Annotated in this window: 13 protein-coding genes; 7 read left to right on the top strand and 6 right to left on the bottom strand. The window is 55.9% G+C overall.

The genetic code is table 11. The features are described from left to right. Positions 1 to 24: 24 nt before the first annotated feature. The 3 genes from RQI55_RS05950 to RQI55_RS05940 all read right to left on the bottom strand — a co-directional run bounded on the left by RQI55_RS05950 (position 25) and on the right by RQI55_RS05940 (position 6,101). The gene (locus RQI55_RS05950; RefSeq protein WP_243256147.1) at positions 25 to 1,722 is read right to left on the bottom strand and encodes a PAS domain-containing methyl-accepting chemotaxis protein; all 1,698 of its coding nucleotides are present in this window, start codon (positions 1,720 to 1,722) and stop codon (positions 25 to 27) included. A 370-nt stretch (positions 1,723 to 2,092) separates the two neighbouring features. Beyond that, positions 2,093 to 3,886 carry a methyl-accepting chemotaxis protein gene (locus RQI55_RS05945; protein WP_311272069.1) on the bottom strand — a complete coding sequence of 598 codons (1,794 nt, stop codon included), beginning with the start codon at positions 3,884 to 3,886 and terminating at the stop codon, positions 2,093 to 2,095. 457 nt (positions 3,887 to 4,343) lie between these two features. Continuing rightward, positions 4,344 to 6,101, bottom strand: a complete 1,758-nt coding sequence (locus tag RQI55_RS05940) for a PAS domain-containing methyl-accepting chemotaxis protein (RefSeq protein ID WP_311272070.1) — start codon at positions 6,099 to 6,101, stop codon at positions 4,344 to 4,346. Between the two features lie 229 nt (positions 6,102 to 6,330). On the opposite strand from RQI55_RS05940, the gene RQI55_RS05935 reads away from it, so the two are divergent. The 4 genes from RQI55_RS05935 to RQI55_RS05920 all read left to right on the top strand — a co-directional run bounded on the left by RQI55_RS05935 (position 6,331) and on the right by RQI55_RS05920 (position 8,706). Beyond that, complete coding sequence (locus tag RQI55_RS05935; RefSeq protein ID WP_243256144.1) at positions 6,331 to 7,215, top strand: helix-turn-helix domain-containing protein; 885 nt, start codon at positions 6,331 to 6,333, stop codon at positions 7,213 to 7,215. Positions 7,216 to 7,371: 156 nt separating this feature from the next. After that, complete coding sequence (locus RQI55_RS05930) at positions 7,372 to 8,016, top strand: TetR/AcrR family transcriptional regulator (RefSeq protein WP_243256143.1); 645 nt, start codon at positions 7,372 to 7,374, stop codon at positions 8,014 to 8,016. Positions 8,017 to 8,218: 202 nt separating this feature from the next. Then, positions 8,219 to 8,380, top strand: coding sequence for a hypothetical protein (locus RQI55_RS05925; RefSeq protein ID WP_155398983.1), 162 nt, complete (start codon positions 8,219 to 8,221; stop codon positions 8,378 to 8,380). After that, positions 8,377 to 8,706 (top strand): DUF6105 family protein, encoded by a 330-nt coding sequence (locus tag RQI55_RS05920; protein ID WP_042619630.1) that lies wholly within the window; start codon positions 8,377 to 8,379, stop codon positions 8,704 to 8,706. The genes RQI55_RS05925 and RQI55_RS05920 overlap by 4 nt, the downstream gene beginning before the upstream one ends. On the opposite strand, the gene ruvX is transcribed toward RQI55_RS05920, so the two are convergent. After that, positions 8,646 to 9,137 carry a Holliday junction resolvase RuvX gene (gene ruvX / locus RQI55_RS05915; protein ID WP_243256142.1) on the bottom strand — a complete coding sequence of 164 codons (492 nt, stop codon included), beginning with the start codon at positions 9,135 to 9,137 and terminating at the stop codon, positions 8,646 to 8,648. The genes RQI55_RS05920 and ruvX overlap by 61 nt on opposite strands. Positions 9,138 to 9,146: 9 nt before the next feature. Next, positions 9,147 to 9,449, bottom strand: coding sequence for an alkylphosphonate utilization protein (locus RQI55_RS05910; RefSeq protein WP_042619628.1), 303 nt, complete (start codon positions 9,447 to 9,449; stop codon positions 9,147 to 9,149). Positions 9,450 to 9,531: 82 nt separating this feature from the next. Between RQI55_RS05910 and RQI55_RS05905 the strand changes: the two genes are divergently transcribed. From RQI55_RS05905 to gatA, 3 genes are all read left to right on the top strand, one after another. Beyond that, positions 9,532 to 10,236 carry a metal-dependent hydrolase gene (locus tag RQI55_RS05905; protein WP_243256141.1) on the top strand — a complete coding sequence of 235 codons (705 nt, stop codon included), beginning with the start codon at positions 9,532 to 9,534 and terminating at the stop codon, positions 10,234 to 10,236. A 201-nt stretch (positions 10,237 to 10,437) separates the two neighbouring features. After that, entirely contained in the window at positions 10,438 to 10,725 is a 288-nt protein-coding gene (gatC, locus tag RQI55_RS05900) for an Asp-tRNA(Asn)/Glu-tRNA(Gln) amidotransferase subunit GatC (RefSeq protein WP_192066506.1), read from the top strand. Between the two features lie 59 nt (positions 10,726 to 10,784). Continuing rightward, positions 10,785 to 12,266: an Asp-tRNA(Asn)/Glu-tRNA(Gln) amidotransferase subunit GatA gene (gene gatA / locus RQI55_RS05895; RefSeq protein ID WP_243256140.1), complete on the top strand. Its 1,482-nt coding sequence runs from the start codon at positions 10,785 to 10,787 to the stop codon at positions 12,264 to 12,266. A gap of 99 nt (positions 12,267 to 12,365) precedes the next feature. Here the strand turns inward: gatA and RQI55_RS05890 are convergent, their stop codons facing one another. Continuing rightward, positions 12,366 to 13,274 carry a LysR family transcriptional regulator gene (locus RQI55_RS05890; RefSeq protein ID WP_243256139.1) on the bottom strand — a complete coding sequence of 303 codons (909 nt, stop codon included), beginning with the start codon at positions 13,272 to 13,274 and terminating at the stop codon, positions 12,366 to 12,368. Between the last annotated feature and the right edge of the window lie 282 nt (positions 13,275 to 13,556).

The following is a 13,556-nucleotide window of genomic DNA, read 5'->3' as shown; positions in this document are numbered from 1 at the left end:
CATGCCGCTTGTGCCAGTACTGGCTTAGGCGGCGTGGCGGCCCAATGCGGAGCCTGCAGATGCTGTCCGCTGATCCGAACTGCGGACACCGGTCTTGAACTTGCCGATCAACTCAAACAGTCGGACTGCTTCTCTCGCCAGATTCTGGGCGGATGAAGAGGTCTCTTCGACCATGACGGCGTTCTGCTGGTTGCCCTGGTCCATTTTGTTGACGGAGATATTGATGCCCTTGAGGCCATTCGCCTGCTCGCGTGAGCTGTCGACAATGGCGCTCACATTGCCATCGACCTGCACAACCTGTTCCACGATGTCCTGCAAGGCCTTGCCTGTGTCGCCGACCAGCGCAACTCCGCTTTTCACGTGGTCGTTGGAAGCGTTGACCAGCGCTTTGATTTCCTTTGCGGCCCTTGCGGAGCGCTGCGCGAGCTCCCGAACTTCCTGAGCAACAACGGCAAATCCTTTTCCGGCCTCGCCAGCGCGGGCAGCCTCGACCCCCGCATTCAGTGCCAGCAGGTTCGTCTGAAAAGCAATTTCATCGATGACGCCGATGATGTTGCCGATTTCTCCTGCCGATTGCTCGATCTTGCCCATGGCATCGATGGCTTCACGCACCACCTTGCCGGAATATTCGGCGGTTTCTTTCGTCTTGCGCACAAGTTCACCGGCTTCGTGAGCGCGGTTGCTGGAATCCGATACGGTGTTGGTGATTTCCTCCAGCGACGCGGCCGTCTCTTCAACGGATGCTGCCTGCTGTTCTGTTCGCTTTGCCAGTTCATTGGATGCTGACTGGATCTGCTGGGACGCCGATGAAATCGCACCGGCATTTTCAATCATGATCTGCAAGGTGCTGCGCAGCTTTGTCGACGTTGCGTGAAAATCCGTCCGCAGCCGCTCCAATGCGGGCAGGAACGGGTTGGATATCTGCTGTGTCAGGTCGCCTTCGGACAGGCTCTGGAGTGCATTGGCCAGTGTCTCGACATTGTTGACCCGTTCGGTCACGTCGGTCGCGAACTTCACGACCTTGAAAATCTTGCCATTCATATCGAAGATAGGATTGTAGGAAGCTTGAATGAAGACTGGCCTGCCGCCTTTGCCGACACGCATGAACTCGTTGATCACGAATTCGCCTGCCGCCAGCTTTGCCCAGAACTGCTTATATTCGGCGCTCTGCGCATAGGCAGGTTCGCAGAACATCGCGTGTCTTTTGCCTTTGATTTCGGAAAGCTGGTAGCCAAGGGCGTTCAGGAAATTGTCATTGGCATTCAGTATCTTCCCATCCGGGGTGAACTCAATGATAGCCTGAACCCGGGAAAGTGCATTCAACATCCCGGCGTCTTCAGCGGCTTTGAGTTTGGTCGCCGTGATGTCAGTTGTGAACTTCACAACCTTGAATGGCTTTCCGCCGCGAAAGACCGGATTGTAGGTTGCCTGGATCCAGACCTCCTTGCCGTCCTTGGCAATGCGCTTGAACTGGCGGCTCTCATAGACGCCACGGGCAAGCTTCGACCAGAAAGCCCCGTAGTCAGGAGAGTTTGCCTCCGCCGGATCAACGAAGAGCCGATGGTGCTTTCCGACGATTTCCGGCAGCTCATATCCGAGCGTGCGACAGAAATTTTCATTCGCCGCCAAAACCGTGCCATCGAGTTTGAATTCAATAATTGCCAAAGACTTGCTGACCGCATCAAGTACAGCTTTCGCATCCGCACCACCAAAACCCAGCATTCCATTCTCCATTGATGAAAAACGAAGCGCTTCGGATGTTCATCTGAGGTTAGAGAACAAGCGTCGCTCAATGTGAAAATTGTCTTTCAAATATGTTTACAAGCTCTAAAACAAAAACTCCTGTTTTGCGGCAGGGCGAGTTTTTCGCTTGAGTTGCTGTAGAAGTGGCTGATCTATTCTTTGGGAATAGGTAGGGAGCAGCAACAAACTTCGCTTGAACTTGATAAATGACAATTGTCCGGCGCGATTGCGTAGCGAGCGGAATTGACGCTGGTCTTCCGCGTATGAGATGCAGCGAGATAAAAAGCGGGTGCATCATCAACGTGCACCCGCCTTTCGATTCAGTATATGAGATTTACGCGTAGCTTGTTCAGAACTCTTCCCAGCTCTCCTGGGGTTTGAGAGCCGCATTTCCGTTGGTGGCGTAGGAAACAGTCTTCTTCATGGACCGCGCCGGAGCGGGCGCTGAGGAGGGGGCTGGACGACGGCTTGGTGCGGAGACGGCAGAGCGCTGATCCGTGTTGCGAACGCCAATGTTGAATTCGCCGATCAACGCGAACAGACGGGCCGCTTCATTTGCGAGCGTATGAGCCGCGGCCGACGTCTCCTCAACCATTGCGGCATTCTGCTGCGTGCCCTGGTCCATGGTGTTAACGGCGATGTTGATCTCTTTCAAGCCAGTCGCCTGTTCGCGCGAGCTTTCAACAATGGCGTTGACGTTGCCATCGACCTCCACGACCTGTTGCACGATGTCCTGAAGTGCTGTGCCGGTATCCCCAACCAGTGACACACCGTTTTTGACGTGGCCGTTGGAAGCGTTGATGAGCGTCTTGATTTCCTTGGCAGCTTTTGCAGATCGTTGCGCGAGTTCACGAACTTCCTGTGCAACAACGGCAAAGCCCTTGCCGGCCTCGCCAGCGCGTGCCGCCTCAACGCCTGCATTCAGTGCCAGCAGGTTGGTCTGGAAGGCGATTTCATCGATGACGCCGATGATGTTGCCGATCTCGCCAGCCGATTGTTCGATTTTGCCCATGGCCTCGACAGCCTGGCTGACGACCTTTCCGGAATACTCGGCATTTTCCTTGGTCTTGCGCACCAACTGACCGGCATCGTGGGCGCGGTTGCTGGAATCGGAGACAGTCGTGGTGATTTCTTCGAGCGCCGCAGCCGTCTCTTCAACTGATGCCGCCTGGTGCTCGGTCCGTTTGGCCAACTCATTGGAGGCGGCCTGGATCTGGCTCGATGCTGCAGAAATCGCTCCGGCGTTCTCGAGAATTGTCTCCAGCGTTTTGCGCAACTTGGCCGATGTCGAGTTAAAGTCAGTCCGCAACCGTTCCAGAGCGGGAAGGAAAGGCACGGCAATCTGCTGCGTCAGGTCGCCTTCGGACATGCTCTGCAGACCGTCGGCCAGTTGCTTCACATTCGCGACACGCTCGCTCACATCGGTCGCGAACTTCACGACCTTGAACACTTTGCCATTCATGTCGAAGATGGGGTTGTAGGAGGCCTGGATATAGACCTTCTTGCCGCCCTTGCCGAGACGCATGAATTCATCTGCCACGAATTCTCCTGATGCCAACTTGGCCCAGAACTGGCGGTATTCCGCGCTCTGAGTGTAAGCAGGCTCGCAGAAAACAGCGTGTTTCTTGCCTTTGATTTCGGAAAGCTGGTAGCCGAGGGCGTTCAGGAAGTTTTCGTTCGCGTCAATGATCTCGCCATCAGGCGTGAATTCGATGGTGGCCTGTGCGCGGGAAAGCGCATTCAATATGCCTGCGTCTTCCGCCGCTTTTAGCTTGATCGCGGTGATGTCAGTCGCAAATTTCACGACCTTGTAAGGCTTGCCTCCACGAAAAACCGGGTTGTAGGACGCCTGAATCCAGACTTCCTTACCGTCTTTGGCAATACGTTTGAACTGACGGCTTTCGTATTCTCCACGACCGAGCTTGGCCCAAAAGTCGCGGTAGTCGGGCGAATTTGCCTCTGTGGGATCGAGAAACAGCCTATGGTTCTTCCCAACGATCTCGTGCAATTGATAACCGAGCGCCCGACAGAAATTCTCGTTTGCCGTAACAATTGTACCATCAATCTTGAATTCGATAATTGCCTGAGACTTGCTCATAGCATCAAGAACGGCCTTCGCGTCTGAACCGCCAAAACCCAGCATTCCATTCTCCCACGTCTTATGAACTCGCCGCGTTTCCGATGTTCGTCAGACGCTGCAGAGCAAGCCTTGCTTCATTCGATGATTGTTACGTAGATGTGTTTACAAGCTATAAATTATCAGTTGATCGGTGCGTTTATTGCTGATTTTAACCTTTATTTGCTGAAAAATCAGCTCGTTATTATTTAGCGTGCTAGTAGATACAACGACAGGGCGAATTTATTCTTGAAGCTTTCCGATTCCGACATGTCTGCATGCATCTCGACTTCACGATGACAACCAAAAATCGCGGTGTTTCCATTATCTTGCAATTGTTGGATGCGTGCCAAATCGTCGTTTTTCAGCATCCACCGGCAAGGTAAAACCGCAAGTCTTCACGAGGTGTACGGTGCTTATAAAATGAAAAAAGGCAGGCGTTGTGTGAATGTGAAACTGCCTTTTTGACTACAAGCTGCGCGTTCTAGAACTCTTCCCAGCTCTCTTGCTGTTTGAGGGCTGTGTTGCCACTGGTGTCATAGGAAACAGTCTTCTTCACAGGCCGCGCCGGAGCGGCAGATGCCGGGCGCTGAGCCCTGTTGCGGGCACCAATGTTGAACTTTCCGATCAACGCTAGCAGGCGGGCTGCTTCATCCGCCAGTGTATGGGCCGCGGCAGAGGTCTCTTCAACCATTGCAGCATTCTGCTGCGTGCCCTGATCCATATTGTTGACGGCGATATTGATCTCTTTCAGACCCGTCGCCTGTTCTTGAGAGCCTTCGACAATGGCACTGACATTGCCGTCGACCTCCACGACCTGTCCAACAATCTCCTGAAGAGCTGCGCCGGTGTCACCCACCAGAGACACGCCGTTCTTCACATGGTCGTTGGATGCGTTGATCAAAGCCTTGATTTCCTTGGCAGCCCTTGCAGAGCGTTGCGCAAGTTCACGCACTTCCTGGGCGACAACGGCAAAGCCTTTGCCAGCCTCGCCAGCACGTGCGGCCTCAACGCCAGCATTCAGCGCCAGCAGGTTGGTCTGGAAGGCGATTTCATCGATAACACCGATGATGCTGGCAATTTCTGCTGCCGATTGCTCGATCTTGCCCATGGCCTCGACAGCCTGATTGACGACCTTGCCAGAGTATTCGGCATTTTCCTTCGTCTTGCGTACCATCTGCCCGGCTTCGTGAGCGCGATTGCTGGACTCGGCAACCGTGGTGGTGATCTCCTTAAGTGCCGTAGCCGTCACCTCTACGGATGCCGCCTGCTGCTCCGTTCGTTTTGCCAACGCATTGGAAGCGGTCTGAATCTGCCGGGATGCCGTTGAAATCGCACCAGCGTTTTCAACAACGGTCTCCAGTGTGCTGCGCAGTTTTTCCGAAGTCGAGTTGTAGTCAAGCCGCAGGCGCTCCAGCGCAGGCAGGAAGGGGCTGGTAATCTGCTGTGTCAGGTCGCCTTCGGACAGACCCTTGAGAGCGTTGGCCAACTGATCGACATTATTGACGCGTTCGGTCACATCGGTCGCAAACTTCACCACCTTTAGCACCTTGCCATTCATGTCGAAGATGGGATTGTACGAGGCTTGAATGTGGACTTTATTGCCGCCCTTACCCAGACGCGTGAACTCCCCGGCCACGAATTCTCCGGCCGCCAGCTTTTGCCAAAACTGCTTGTACTCCGCGCTCTGGGTGTAGGCAGGCTCGCAAAACATCGCGTGTTTTCGGCCTTTGATTTCCGAGAGCTGGTAGCCGAGGGCATTCAGAAAGTTTTCGTTCGCGTTCAGGATCTCGCCATCGGGCGTAAACTCGATGGTGGCCTGCGCGCGGGAAATGGCACTCATCGTGCCACTGTCTTCCGCGCTCTTCAGTTTCTGGGCCGTGATATCAGTCGCAAACTTGATGATCTTGTATGGCTTGCCACCACGAAAAATAGGATTGTAGGAAGCCTGAATCCAGACCTCCTTGCCGTCCTTGGCAATGCGCTTGAACTGGTGGCTTTCGTACTCTCCACGACCAAGCTTGGCCCAGAAGCCGCGATAATCGGGCGAGTCTGCCTCCAGACGGTCGACAAACAGCCTATGGTGTTTCCCGACGATTTCGTGCAAATGGTAACCCAGCACGCGGCAGAAATTTTCGTTTGCCTTAAGAATTGTACCATCGGTCTTGAATTCGATAATCGCCTGAGACTTGCTCATCGCATCAAGCACGGCCTTCGCGTCCGCACCGCCGAAACCCAGCATTCCATTCTCCATGTCTGGTAAAGTCGCATTGTTTCCACGTTCATCAGCCGCTTGGGGAGGTTGCTTGCGTTAGAAACTTATTATCTGATAACCTAACGATAAGACCTGAATCACAGGTAAATTTTTTATACGTCACGCTACGTAAGGTATTGTTTTTATTAGCACAATTAGTCCGAGTGTTTATTGCGCCGCAAAAGTGGCTTGCAACCAAGAGTGCGTGAAAAAGACTATGAAACGAAATGACGAACTGCACTTAACCTTCTCCGATGCTAGCCCCCCTACAGAAGTCCACACGGCGAAAAGCTGGCGCGGTGTATCCGTGCAATATTCCCGGCTTCATCTGCCTGCCGAATATGAGTTTCGCTGGGAGGGTGAAAGTCACTATCTGGCGCATCATGATCTGGTACTGCTTGACGGGGAGATGGAAGTTTCCGGCGAACGGCCTGTTGCTGCCACGGACCTTCGGGATCTGATGACCTATGTCCCCATGGGGCAGACCATTGAAGGCTGGGCAAAACCGGTGGATCGCCTGAACGCGTTTACCGTCGTCTGCTTTGATCCCGCAGTCATGGAAGAGGAGTTGCAGGCAGAGTTTGCGCGTGTGGAGCTCCGGGCGAATATTTACTTTCAGGACAGGGAACTTGGTTCAACGATGCGCAAGCTCGGCCACATCATGGCTGATCACGAACGGCCATCCTCGAAAGTATACTCGGAAACCATTGGGCTTACCGCCGCTCTGGAAATGGTGCGGCTGGGCGCGCAAAACCCCGCAAAGGTTGGCGGGTCCGGCCGGCTTGGCCAGACGCAGTGCCGTCTGTTGACGGATTATGTTGAGGCTAATCTCTCATCCGATATCGGCCTTGATGATCTCGCAGCAATCACTGGCTTGACGCGGTTTCACTTCTCTCGTGCCTTCAAGGCCACGTTCGGTGAGCCGCCTTATCAGTTCGTCATCCGCAAGCGGATCGAACGGGCGCAGTCGATGCTGGCGAAAACGCGGCTATCCATCGCAGAGATCGCGACCGCTTGCGGCTTTGGCAGCGCAAGCCAGCTGGGGCGCTCGTTCCGGGATGTGGTAGGGCAGACCCCGCTCGCATTCCGCCGCAGCGCCTGATGCTTTCGGCGATTTCGAGGCAATCTTTCGTCGCAAGTGCGGCTTCTTCAACTCATCCACACATTCCTTCGCCTTCCGGGGTTCTTGCACATTGCCGAGAAATTAACCCTTTGCTAACTGCGTTGGTAACGTCACCACGCGGAGAGTTGCGGGAACATGCTGGCAATTAATGAGACCTCTGGCGAGGCTGTTTCCGAAAAACGCATCCGGGATCGCGCAGCGACCGAAAAATCCATTTTCAATGCCGCAAAAACGCTGCTCGCGGAGGAGGGGTTTCAGGGCTTCGGCATCAATGCCGTGGCGCGCCGCGCGGGCTGCGACAAGCAGCTGATCTATCGGTATTTCGGAGGGCTGGAGGGTCTGGTTGCGGCCATCGGCGAAGACCTGGGTTCCTGGGTCAAGGATCGTATTCCCGAAGATACTGGCGGCATGTTTCTGCTGACCTATGGCGACCTCATGGAAAAGCTTGCGCTCTATTATATCGAGGCGCTGCGGTCCGATCCGCTCGTGTGCAAGATCATCGCCTGGGAGGTGTCCGAAAACTCCCCGCAGGTCAAGCAACTGGCCGATGCCCGCGCAAAGGCGCTGGCCAAGTGGCTGGAAAAGATGCGCGGCTCGCTTCAGGCGCCGAAGGGTGTGGATACGGCCACCGTCAACGCCGTGATATTCGCCGCCATACAGCATCTTGTCATCTCGTCGGTCACATCAGGACAGTTCGCCGGCGTTGCGCTGAAAACGACCAAGGATTGGGACAAAATCGGCACAGCCGTGAAACGAATCGTTCGCGGCGTTTACGGTTGAGAGAGCACATTCGAACTCGCTCGGCATCACTTGCCCTTAAATGGCTGCTCGCGCGTTAATGCCTCAAGCGGAGAGCTTATCCACAGCCCTACGCCGTTTGTTAACCATAACACCAACTTCCATTTGCCCGTCTGGAGTGACGGGATCATTGTGTTAAGAAATCATTAACCATGCGCCTGTGGGCGTGTGAAAAGGAACCGCCGTGACCCGATGGATATCCTTGATCGTCATGATGACGTTCTTCGCATTGCTGCCGTTGGACATTGATGTTCCGACGGTAAACCTGTGCCTCATGGCCTGCCTGCGCTGGGCCGTTCTGGCGATTGCGCCCGAGCCAGTCTTTTCACGGGAGCAGATGGCATGAAGTGGTTTCTGATTCTCTGGGCTGGGCCCGTGGCGTTTCTGGGTGCCTGGTATGGGCTATCCTACAACGATATGAGCTTCGGCTTCTTCATGCTCACGCGCCAGTCGCATGATCTTGTGTTCCAGATTTACGGAAACATCCTCGGCATCCCACCGGAAACCATTCCGCCGCTGGTGGCACGCGCCATCGCGATGGATAGCCTCATCGTCATGGCCATCATCGCGTTTCGGAAGAGAAAAGAAATCGCCGCATGGTGGCGTAAGCGTCAGTCTTCGAAGACAACGTCCGCGCGTCCTAGCGCGGAAAGCCTGTCCAGCGCACCCTGAAGAATGAAGCTCGCAGCGGCCGAATCGATCCGCTGCGCCCTTTTGGCCCGCGACACGTCCATTTCCAGCAAAGCCCGCTCTGCCGCCACGGTGGAGAGCCGCTCGTCCCAATAGACGAAGGGCAGGGCGGTCTTGTCGCTCATGGCGCGCACGAAAGCCCGCGTTGCCTGAACACGCGGCCCGGCCGATCCATCCATATTGGTCGGCAGGCCGATGATGAAGGCCGCCACCTTTTCCTTCGCCGCAAAGTCCAGCAAAAGATCTGCATCCTGCGTGAACTTGATGCGCTTGAGGACCGGGCGAGGGGTGGCGAAACGCCGTGAAAGATCCGACATGGCAAGGCCGATGGTCTTGGTGCCCAGGTCCAGCCCCGCAATAGCCTGTCCCGGCTGCAGAAAAGTCGCCAGTTCCTCAATCGTCAACGTCGCCATGGGTTGGTCTCAGCGTTTGCGTACAAATTCGGTGCGCAGCACGAGGCCCTTGATGGCATCGTGACGGCAATCGATCTCTTCGGGATTTTCCGTGAGGCGGATGGACTTTATGACCGTGCCCTGCTTCAACGTCGTGCCCGCACCCTTGACCTTCAAGTCCTTGATGAGGGTAACGGAATCACCATCAACCAGAAGCGTGCCGCTTGCATCGCGAACCTCGTTTGCCTTGGCGGCTTGGGCAGCAACCTCTGATGCAGGACGCCATTCACCTGACGCTTCGTCGTACACATATTCGTCGTCATCGGCTGCCATTTATCACTCCAGAATTTGAGACGGTCCAGTTGTATAGCCCGTCCTATGTCATAATATATCGGTAACACAAAGGAGAACCTCCATGAAACTGACCTGGCTTGGCCATTCCGCATTCCGTCTCGAAACGGGCAAGGCAAAAATCCTCATCGACCCGTTTTTCACCGGAAACCCCAGCTTTGCCGGGCAGGATGCCAAGGACGCCGCCAACGGCATTACCCACATTCTGCTGACCCACGGTCACGGCGACCATGTGGGTGATACGATCCAGCTGGCAAAAGATACCGGCGCAACCGTGCTGGCGAATGCCGATCTGGCTGCATGGCTCGGCTCCAAGGGCGTTTCGAAGCTCGAAATGGGCAACACTGGCGGCACGGTTGGATTTGACGGATTTTCCGCCACCTTTACCAATGCGCTGCATTCATCCGCGCAGATCACAGAAGATGGCGTCAGCCACGCACTGGGCAACGCAAATGGCCTGATGCTGCATTTCGAAGATGGCCCGACCGTCTATCACATGGGTGATACAGATATCTTCTCCGACATGGCGCTGATCCATGAGTTGCATGAGCCCGATATCGGCCTCGTTCCCATTGGTGACCGGTTCACCATGGGCGGCGCGGTCGCGGCACTTGCCTGCCAGCGCTTCTTCAAGTTCCGCAATGTCATCCCCTGCCACTACGGCTCATTCCCGATCGTCGACCAGACGCCTGAGAAATTCATCACAGGCATGGAAGGCTCGGCTGCCCGCGTGGACGCGCCAAGCGTCGGGCAGACGCTGACGTTCTGATCGAAAACAAGACCTGATCTGCCCATGTCAGCCTTTGAGATATCAAACGTGCTGACATGGGCCAAACATCCGGCTCCAGACGAGGCCGGGTCTGCTGCGAGATATCTCGCCAAATTCGCCGCTCATCCAGACCGTTCCCGGTTGCGAACTTCGGGCGCGGTCATTATAGCGGGTAGGAAAATTCTTGACTGGAGTAGAACCATGTCCGTCGATCTTGCCACCGTAAAGCGCGTTGCGCGCCTTGCCCGTATTGCCGTCAGCGAAGACGAAGCCCAGAAGATGCTGGGCGAGTTGAATGGCATTCTCGGTTTCGTGGAGCAGCTTTCGGAAGTGAATGTCGATGGCGTCGAGCCGATGACATCCGTCACGCCCGTTGCCATGAAGAAGCGCACTGACGTGGTGAGCGATGGAGCCAAGGCCGAGGATATCGTCGCAAATGCGCCGAACACGGACCGCAATTTCTTCCTCGTCCCGAAGGTGGTCGAGTAAGCCTATAGCCGGTTTGCTCCCGCCCGTCCGATTGATATAATTCGAAAGCCGTTGCCGATATGACCGACCTGACCAGCCTGACCATTGCCGAAGCCCGCGACAAACTTGGCGCCAAGGAATTCACCTCAGTTGAACTGACGAATGCCTATTTGTCCGCCATCGAAACGGCCAATGAAAAGCTGAACGCCTATGTGGCGCTGACGCCCGATATGGCGCGCGACATGGCTAAGGCCTCCGATGACAAGCGTGCTGCTGGCGCGGCTGGCGCATTGGAAGGTATTCCGCTTGGCGTGAAGGACCTTTTCGCCGTGCGTGACGTGCACACGCAGGCCTGCTCGCATGTGTTGGATGGCTTCAAGCCGAAATACGAATCCACCGTCACCCAGAACCTGTGGGATGCCGGTGCGGTCATGCTTGGCAAGCTCAACATGGATGAGTTTGCCATGGGCTCGTCCAACGAAAGCTCCTACTACGGCCCAACCGTCAACCCGTGGCGCGCCAATGGTTCGGATAAGAACCTCGTGCCTGGCGGTTCCTCCGGTGGTTCTGCAGCAGCCGTTGCCGCGCATCTGTGCGCCGGTGCCACTGCCACAGATACCGGCGGCTCCATTCGCCAGCCCGCAGCCTTCACCGGCACTGTCGGCATCAAGCCAACCTATGGCCGCGTTTCCCGCTGGGGCATTGCCGCTTACGCGTCCTCGCTCGATCAGGCTGGCCCCATCGCCCGCGACGTCCGCGATGCCGCCATTCTGCTGAAATCGATGGCCAGCGTCGATGCCAAGGACACGACCTCGGTTGATCTGCCGGTGCCGGATTACGAACAGGCCATCGGCCAGTCGCTGAAAGGCCTCAAGATCGGTATTCCCAAGGAATACCGCGTCGATGGCATGCCGGAAGAGATTGAAAAGCTTTGGGCGCAGGGCATTGCTTGGCTGAAGGATGCCGGTGCCGACATTGTCGATATCTCGCTGCCGCACACCAAATATGCGCTGCCTGCCTATTATATCGTTGCCCCTGCCGAAGCCTCGTCCAACCTTGCCCGCTACGACGGCGTTCGCTACGGCCTGCGCGTCGATGGCAAGGACATTGCGGACATGTACGAAAAGACCCGCGCCGCCGGTTTTGGCTCGGAAGTCAAACGCCGCATCATGGTCGGCACCTACGTGCTCTCTGCCGGTTATTACGATGCCTATTACCTGAAGGCCCAGAAGGTGCGCACGCTCATCAAGCGCGACTTCGAAACTGTCTTCCATGAAGGCGTCGATGCCGTTCTGGCTCCTATCACCCCATCGTCTGCCTTCGAAATCGGCGACAAGGACCTAGCGGCAGATCCGGTCAAGATGTACCTTCAGGACGTCTTCACCATCACCGTCAACATGGCCGGTCTCCCCGCCATGTCCGTCCCTGCCGGCCTAGACGGCAAAGGCTTGCCCCTGGGCCTCCAGCTCATCGGCAAACCGTTCGAGGAAGAAACCCTATTCAAGACGGCCTACGCAATCGAGCAGGCAGCAGGCAAGTTCACCCCTGCGAAGTGGTGGTAAGCGAGCTAAAAATTCGAGCCATGACAGAGGCCGATCGCGTTGCGATCGGCCTTTTTGGTTTTGGTGCCTGGAAATCCAGCAGCACGCCGACCTGCCGGATCAAGAGCGGGGAAAGAGTATAATCGAAGCCTCGCTTCGGTTGTCACTTTCCGATCTGCCATCAAAGAGTGTCTCGTTGTGCTTCAGCAGCGCAGCGAGACGATCAATGACAAGACGCATCTCTGGCGAGTGGCGGTCGTCATCATTGAAGACCAGCCACAGCGGGTGCGACAGTTCTTCCAGTGCTGCGCTGTCGCGCACGACGCCCTTAAGCTCGTCCCCGATAAAAGACGGCAGAATGCCTCTTCCGGCACCGCTCGCAATCAGTTTTGGCAAAAGCTCCGGGGCGTTGGTCCAGGTCTGGATCATGTGTTCATGGCGGCGAAAAACCCATTTCTCTGCGTCCGAAGTGGCAACTTCGGTGCCGTTTGAGGCCCACGGCAAGTTTTCCTCTCCCGAACGATTTTCTGCGCGATAGACGTGGTATGTCACATTGACGGATTTGAGAGCCGCAAAATTGCCGTTCGCTGGCGCCTTGTCGAAAAGCCCCACCATTCCCCGCCGATATTTGAGATCCTCGTCTGCGCCTAGGAGCTTGCAGCATAGCCGGAATGCATCTTGCGGGCCGCGAAGGACATGGGAATTTTCGGCAATGAAGCCCATCATCCAGATATTGCTGCCGATGGAGACGATCGGCAGGGAGAAAGCATCTCCGTGCCACTGGCTGATTTCCGACGCCGTGCGGCGCATGGATTGGACGCGCTCAAGCAGCGCGATGCCGTCAGGCGCGAGCTGATAGCCTTGCTGGCTGCGGATAAACAAAGTGCGCCCCATGGTTCTTTCCAGAAACAACATCCGTCGCCCGATTGTCGGCGTGCTGACGCCCATTTGGCCCGCAGCGGCAGCAAGGCCACCTTCAGACGCAACAATATGGAAAAGCTTCAAATCGTCCCAGTTAACATCGTTCATGGCGCGTTTTCCCCGGCTCAATAGGCACTATAGGGCAATGGTCTCACGTGTGAACCATGCAAGGCTGAAATGCCCGTTTCAGTCCTGCGTCTATGAGCTCTTGTTTGTCTGCCTTACCTCCAACTCATGGAAACGGGAGCCAGAGAGATGTTACCGGAAACAATGTTCGTTATGGAGCGCATTCGCAGGCAAGGCGAAACCATGGGCCGTGGTGGCCCTGAGATTTCCTTTGAGAACTGGCCGTCAACGCGGCTGGAGTGTATCGCGGTGTACATTTCACGC

It is taken from the genome of Rhizobium sp. WCS2018Hpa-16 (genome assembly GCF_031843705.1).
GTDB lineage: Bacteria > Pseudomonadota > Alphaproteobacteria > Rhizobiales > Rhizobiaceae > Agrobacterium > Agrobacterium tumefaciens_C.
The sequence above is the reverse complement of the archived record's forward strand: the minus strand, read 5'-3'. Positions and strand labels throughout refer to the sequence as shown.